At 70.8% G+C, this 6,828-nt stretch carries 5 protein-coding genes; 3 read left to right on the top strand and 2 right to left on the bottom strand.

Annotation, left to right across the window (positions count from 1 at the left end; translation table 11 throughout):
• Positions 1 to 376: ABC transporter permease (locus AC1ROY_RS30695; protein WP_493152746.1), on the bottom strand; the 376-nt coding region annotated here is incomplete at its 3' end.
• 144 nt (positions 377 to 520) lie between these two features.
• On the opposite strand from AC1ROY_RS30695, the gene AC1ROY_RS30690 reads away from it, so the two are divergent.
• Complete coding sequence (locus tag AC1ROY_RS30690) at positions 521 to 1,423, top strand: glycosyltransferase family 2 protein (RefSeq protein ID WP_493152745.1); 903 nt, start codon at positions 521 to 523, stop codon at positions 1,421 to 1,423.
• Here AC1ROY_RS30690 and AC1ROY_RS30685 read toward each other — a convergent pair.
• On the bottom strand, positions 1,363 to 3,576 hold the full coding sequence (locus AC1ROY_RS30685) for a glycosyltransferase (protein ID WP_493152744.1): 2,214 nt from the start codon (positions 3,574 to 3,576) through the stop codon (positions 1,363 to 1,365). The genes AC1ROY_RS30690 and AC1ROY_RS30685 overlap by 61 nt on opposite strands.
• Positions 3,577 to 3,727: 151 nt before the next feature.
• Here AC1ROY_RS30685 and AC1ROY_RS30680 point away from each other — a divergent pair, with 151 nt between their 5' ends.
• Entirely contained in the window at positions 3,728 to 4,705 is a 978-nt protein-coding gene (locus AC1ROY_RS30680; protein WP_493152743.1) for a hypothetical protein, read from the top strand.
• Between the two features lie 441 nt (positions 4,706 to 5,146).
• Positions 5,147 to 6,808, top strand: a complete 1,662-nt coding sequence (locus AC1ROY_RS30675; RefSeq protein ID WP_493152751.1) for a B12-binding domain-containing radical SAM protein — start codon at positions 5,147 to 5,149, stop codon at positions 6,806 to 6,808.
• Positions 6,809 to 6,828: the final 20 nt, after the last annotated feature.

Genomic DNA, 6,828 nt, shown 5'->3' with positions numbered 1-6,828 from the left:
ACAGCACCACGACCGGCGGCAGGACCTCGATGGGGAAGACCACCTTGGTCACGTAGCTGGCCTGGCTCAGGATCAGCGCCGGGGCGCGCCCCACCGCCTCCGCGAAGACGCCGTGCACGGCCATGCCGACCAGCAGCAGGATCGCGAAGTCGAAGGGCCCGGTCTGCGTGCCGCCCCAGCGCGTCTGGAAGACCGCGCTGAAGACGAAGGTGAAGACGGCCGCCGTCAGCAGCGGCGTCAGCACCATCCATGCCACGCCGAGCAGGCTGCCCTGGAAGCGCTGCGTCACTTCGCGGCCGGCCAGCCGGAGGATCAGTTCTCGATGGGCGACGACCGAGCGGAGCAGGCTCCACAGGTCCACGGGCTGACGGCGCATGCCTTGTCCGGGTCGGGGTTGGGGTGGGGGCGGACTGATAGCCGATCCGCCACGGTCGCGTAACCCGAAGCCCGCGGCCGTGGCAGGGCTTGCCAAAGGGGGTGGACTTGACGGGAGGCGCCGCCGCTGGACCTTCCCCCCCCCATGACTCCCATCCATGTCCTGCTGGCCACCTACAACGGCGCGGCCCACCTTGCGGAGCAGCTGGCGAGCCTGGCCGCGCAGGAGGGCGTGGACTGGCGCCTGCTCTGGCGGGACGACGGGTCGACCGACGGCACGGCCGGGATCCTCGAGGGCTTCGCCGCGGCGCATCCGGGGCGCGTGGCCCGTCTCGCCGAGCCCGGGGGCCGGCTCGGCGCCGGCGGCTCCTTCCTCGCCCTGCTGGCGGCCGCCCCGCCGGGCTGCCTCTATGCCTTCATGGACCAGGACGACGTCTGGCTGCCCGACAAGCTGGCGCGCGCCGCGGGCCGGCTCGGCGAGGGCGCTGCGCTGGTCTGCACCCGGCTGCGGCTGGTGACGCCGGAGCTGGCGCCCATCGGGCTGTCGCCGCTGCCGGCGCGCGAGCCGGGCTTCGCGAGCCTGCTCGCGCACAACATCGCCGCCGGCTGCACCATGGTGATGAACGATGCGGCCCGGGCGCTGGCGCTCGGCGCGCCCTTCCCGGAGGGGTCCTTCCACGACTGGTGGTGCGCCCTGCTGGTGACGGGCTGCGGCGGGCGGCTGGTCTTCGATCCGGAGCCGCGCATCCTCTACCGCCAGCACGCCTCGAACCTGGTGGGGGGCGCCTCGGCCTGGCGGCAGCGGGCCCTGCGGGCGCTGGGCCGCGGGGCGCAGGGCTTCCTGGTGCCGCTGGCGCTGCACCTGCGCGCCCTGCGCGCCGCCCCCCTCACGCCCGAGGCGCGGCGGGTGGTGGAGGTCGCCGAGGGGCTGCGCAGCGCCTCGCCCCTGCGCCGGCTGGAGGCGCTGCGGCGCGCCGGCCTCGCGCATCACGCGCGCGGGGCGAGCGTCCTGCTGCGCGTCTGGGTGGCCCTCAACCGGCTTCCCTGAGCTGCGTCGTCGAGCGCCCGGGACAGCTCGCAGCGCAGCGCCCAGGGCGAGAAGCGCCCACGGATGAAGCCGGCCTCGGCCTCGGAGCGCAGGATCCAGTGCCGGTCGTCCGTCAGCAGGCGCAGGACGGACGCGGCGAAATCGGCCGGCCCATCGGTGACGTCCACGGCCTCGCCGAGCCCCTCCAGCCCCTGTGCGCCGACCGTCGTGGTGACGAGGGGCACGCCCTGGTGCAGCGCCTCCACGACCTTCATCTTGACCCCGGCGCCGAAGCGCAGCGGGCAGACGACGACGCGCGCGGCGGCGTAGCGCCGGGCCAGCTCTTCGTCCGTCACGAAGCCGGTGACCTCGATGTCCTCGGCCGCGAGGGCCTGGACCGCGGAGGTCGGGTTGGAGCCGGCCAGGGTGAGGCGCGTGCCCGGCCGCCCGGCGCGGATCGCGGGCAGCATCTCGCGCGCGAACCAGACCGCGGCGTCCTCGTTGGGGCTGTGCCCGAAGCCGGCGACGAAGAGCAGGCCCTGCCGCCCCTCCGGCCGCGGGGGCGGCGCGTCCCGCTCCGCCAGGGCATAGGGGATGATGGAGCGGACCGCGGCGGCGGGCTCCAGCTCCCGGACCGCGAGCGCCTCCTCCTCCGAGGGGTAGAGGGAGAGATCCGCGCCGAGCCAGGCCCGCCGCTCCTCGGCCAGGAGCCGGTCCGCCTCGGCGAAGCTGGCGGCGTTGCCGGTGGTCTCGGCCTCGCGGCGGGCCCGGGCGTGATGGAGGTCATGCCCGTAGAAGAGGACCGGCGCCGCGCTGTGCTCGCGGATCAGGGCCAGGGTCTCGGCCGCGACATGCGGGCGCGAGAGCAGCACCTCGTCGATCTCCGCGCCGTTCTCGGCGATCCAGCCGGCGAAGGAGCCCGACCAGGGCCCGAACAGAACCTCGATGCCGCGCTGCTGCAGCGCCTCGGTGTAGCCCGGCAGAGCGAGGCCGTTCAGCGGCCAGAACTTCACGACCCGGCCCGCGGCGAGCAGCGCTTCCATGAAGGCCACCATGGTGCGCGAGCCCGCGTCGCGGTCGGGCTCCGGGACGTTGTTGTCGAGGACGAGCGTGACCTTGCGGTGCCGGGCCTGGTCGCGGGCGCGCAGCGGGTGCTCGCCGACCGGGTAGTGGTCGCGGATGAGGGTGTCGATCCAGCGCTGCCGGAACTTCCGCTGGTTGGTGACCTGATACGCCTTGAGGCCCTGGCTGGTGTCGGTGCCGTGCGAGACGCCCTCGTGGTGGATGACGATCGCCCGCGGCTGGTAGAGCACGGTCCGGCCCGCCTCCCGCAGGCGGAAGGCGAGGTCGCTGTCCTCGCAATAGGCGGGCAGGTACAGCTCGTCGAAGCCGCCGAGCTCCCGCCAGAGCGCCGTGGGGACCATGATGGCGGCGCCGGAGATGTAGTCCGCCTCGCGGAGGTAGCTGTATTCGGGCCTCCGGGGATCGTCCCGGTTCCCGTAGTTCCAGGCCGAGGCGTCGTCCCAGACGATGCCGCCCGCCTCCTGCTGCCAGCCGTCTGGGTAGAGCAGGCGCGCCCCGGCGAGCCCGGCCCGGGGATGGTCGCGGAAGGTGTCGAGCAGGGCGTCGAGGGCGCCGGGCATCACCTCGGTGTCGTTGTTGAGCAGGAAGAGGAACTCGCCGCGCGCGTCCCCGGCCGCGGCGTTGCAGGAGCGCAGGAAGCCGAGATTGCCGGTGCGCTCGGTGAGGCGGATGCCCTGGACCTGGCGGAGCTCGGGGATGCGGGGATCGCCGGAGGCGTCGTCGACGACGAGGACCTCGAAGGGGGCCGAGGGCGGGTGCGCGGCCAGGGTGGCGAGGCAGCGGAGCGTGTAGTCCACCTCGCCATAGGTCGGGATGATCACCGAGAGGACGGGCGCGTCGGAGGTCGGTAGGGCAAGGGCGGCGGCCACGGGGGTCGCCATGGCCTCCGGCAGGCCGAGGCGCGCGCGGAGCGGCCTGCGCACGCGGAGGCGCAGCCGCACGCCGTCCAGCAGGTAGTCCCAGCGGGCGCGCATCAGCCCGCGCCGCTGGCGCAGCTGGCGGGCCAGCTGGCCGGTGACGGTCCAGTAGGCGATCTTGCGCAGGCGCCGGAACTGACGGGAGAGGAATCGGCCGCCGCGCGGGAAAGGCATGTCACCAGGCATAGGAACTGCAACATCTCCCGCCATTCGCCGTTGCCCGGCCGGGCGGCCCGGATAGGCAGTTGCGGCCTGGCATGCAAGCTGCAGGGGCCGGTTTGGCTGCAGTCACCTCCTGTTAACCCGGATGGGTGATGCTGCGCGCGTGCCGCTCCCCGATGCCCAGACCTTCGATCCCGTGCGCTTCCCGGGCGTGGCGCCGGACGAGTCCTGGCCGCCCGAGGCCTTCGACTTCGCCGCGCCCTGGCTCTCGGACGACAGCCTGGCCTTCGAGCGCGGGCTTTCGGGCGAGATCATCTTCGTCCGCCGCTTCGAGGCGCTACGCCTCGTGCTCGACATCGAGACCGCGCATTCCGCGCTCGACATCCCGCCCGGCAGCCGGGATTTTCGGTTGCTGCGCCTCATGCCCTCGGCCCTGCGGCTGGTCGAGTCCGTCAGCCCGGGCGATCCCGTGCCGCCCACCCTGCGCGGCGAGCCGCTGCCGCCGCCCGAGGACCACCAGCTCTATGTCGCCACCACGGCGCTCGTCGCCGCGCTGGAGCGGGGGGCGGGCGATGCCGGCGGTGCCTTCCTCAACGCGCTGCGCCGCACCGCGCCGGGGGTGAACATGTTCGAGGTCGCGGCCGCGCGCTGCATCAGCGAGGGCGGCTTCGCGCTGGAGCGCATGGCGGGCCTCGCCAAGGGGCTGCAGCGCCTCGCCCGCGCCCATGCCGAGGTGCTGGCCGCCCACGCCGCCCAGCCCGACTACCAGGGCATGGAGCGCATGGTCACGGCCACGACCCGCGTGCTGGTGCGCGATGCCGGCTGGTCGGGCGACCTGCTGGCCCATGCGCTGCGCCAGATCGACCCGCTGGCCTCGATCCCGCGCGAGACGGCGGAGAACCTGCGCTTCGCAGCCGTCGCCATGCTGGACGGCGACGCGACGCTGGGTGCGACCGCACGCCTCGCCGCGGCGCAGGCGGAGATGCGGGACCGGCTGCTGGACCTCGGCATCTTCTGGCGAAGGCTGGCGGCGGCCTGGGCGAGCGTGCACCCGCAGCTGACGGACCGGCGGGAGGTGGATGCCCTGTGCCGGAACATGCTGCGGAGGCTGCAGCTGAAGGCTCTGTACCGGGGGGTGTAGGGAGAGGCCCATCCGCAGCGACCGTGTCGTTGACCCTTCGGGACCGATGCAGCCGAAGGACCCAAGCTGGCCGAGAAGTGGGTAGGTGGCTTCTGGAGCTTAACGGGCAGAGCCGACCTTCGCGACTTGTTGGCACATCGCCAGGCTCGACCCAGGTTAGGCCATTCGTAGGGAATTCTGCACCGCGTAAGGGGCTGCTCGGAAATCCACGAGCGAAAAATCCCGAGGAGGTTCCCGCACCGAATCACGAATGAGTTGTAAAAAATCCCGAAAGACAACCTTATAAAGCTCATCGAGCAGATCATCGTGGAATTTCGGTATTTATTTCAGCTAATTGGCCTTGATTCGACGTTATCATATGTTTCGCGCCAGGACCTTTTATTTAAGGTATCGGCGGCCGTGGATCGCGGTACATTTCATGCTTCCTCCTACAAGGCAGCAATGATGCATCAGACGCGCGCCTTGCTCGTGTATCCGCGTTTCGTGAATCCCTCCTTCTGGAATTTCTGGCGAACCTGCAGCTTGCTCGGCGTTCGCTATCACACCCCTCCGCTGGGCCTGATCACCGTCGCGGCTCTCCTGCCGCAGGATTGGGACGTGCGGCTGATCGACCGTAACGTGGAAGACCTCTCCGACGCCGACCTCGACTGGGCCGATCTGGTGCTGACGGGCGGCATGATAGCGCAACGGGCCGATGCCCTTCCGGTGATCGAAAGGGCGAGGGCGGCCGGCAAGCCGGTCGTCGTCGGCGGTCCGGACGCGACCTCGAGTCCGGAGCTCTTCGCCATCGCCGATTTCCTCATTCTCGGCGAGGCGGAGGATGTCATCGGGGCCTTCGTGGCGGCCTGGAATGCGGGGGAGAGGAAAGGCGAATTCCGCGCGCCGAAATTCCAGGCGGACGTCAGGCGAACCCCCATTCCCCGCTACGATCTCCTGAATCTGGACAACTATCTCTATGTGGGGGTCCAGTTCTCGCGAGGCTGCCCTTTCACCTGCGAGTTCTGCGACATCATCGAGCTATTCGGCCGCATTCCCCGCACCAAATCGGCCGGGCAGGTGCTGGCCGAGCTCGATGCGCTCCTGGCGCTGGGCTATCGCGGCCATGTCGATTTCGTCGACGACAACCTGATCGGGAACAAGAAGGCCGTGAAGGCCTTCCTGCCGGATCTCATCGCCTGGCAGGAGGCGCACGGCCATCCCTTCCGCTTCTCGACCGAGGCCACGATCAACCTGGCAGACGACACGGTGCTGCTCGATATGATGACCGAGGCCGGCTTCTTCCTGGTCTTCGTCGGGATCGAAAGCCCCGACGAGGAGGTCCTGCGGACGGCCTCGAAGAAGCAGAACACGCGCCGCGACATGGCCGCCAGCGTCGGTCGGATCCATGCGGCCGGCATCGCCGTGATCGGCGGCTTCATTCTGGGCTTCGACGACGAAACCTCCGGCGCCGCCGACCGGATGATCGCCTTGATCGAGGAAGCGGCGATCCCGGTCTGCATGGTCGGATTGCTCTACGCCCTGCCGGGCACCCAGCTCACGACCCGGCTCATCCGCGAGGGGCGCATGTATGCCGGACACACGCTGGGTGCCGAAGCCGATCTCGGCGACCAATGCCTGGCCGGGCTCAACTTCGTCACACAGCGTCCGCGGGCCGAGATTCTTCGCGACTATCATCGGGTCGTCACGTCCATCTACAGGCCCAAGGCCTTCTTCGGCCGGGTCATGCGCGCGGGCCGGAACCTGCGCGTCGCGCTGAAACACACCTATCGGGGCTTCTATGGGAAAGACAGGCTCCGTTTCCGCCGCTTCATGGCCATGGCCGTGTTGCGGCAGCCGGGGCTGGCCCTGCGCATGGCGCTGATGGTTGCGCGGGCCAGGCTCTTCAACTCCGGGGCGGTGCCCCGGATGATCGGGACGGCCACGGTCTATGCCGATCTTGGCCCGTTCAGCCGTTACATCGGCCGCGAGATCTCCACGCATCTGCGCGTGATCGAGGCGGGAAGCTGGACCCCTCCACCGCTGGTCCCGGTCAGCGACGCGGTGGCCCGACCCCCGCTGGAGGCCGCATTGGCGGGAGGGCCGTCCGGCTCTCCGGGCCGGTAAAGCCGGTCTTCGTCCACGCC

This window comes from Roseococcus sp. GW821-FHT12F05 (assembly GCF_058806835.1).
This window is presented reverse-complemented; position numbering and strand designations above follow the sequence as displayed.

Coding starts and splice junctions, on each gene's coding strand:
- AC1ROY_RS30690 (WP_493152745.1), top strand. CDS start 521: ATGACTCCCATCCATGTCCTGCTGGCCACCTACAACGGCGCGGCCCAC.
- AC1ROY_RS30685 (WP_493152744.1), bottom strand. CDS start 3,576: ATGCCTTTCCCGCGCGGCGGCCGATTCCTCTCCCGTCAGTTCCGGCGC.
- AC1ROY_RS30675 (WP_493152751.1), top strand. CDS start 5,147: ATGATGCATCAGACGCGCGCCTTGCTCGTGTATCCGCGTTTCGTGAAT.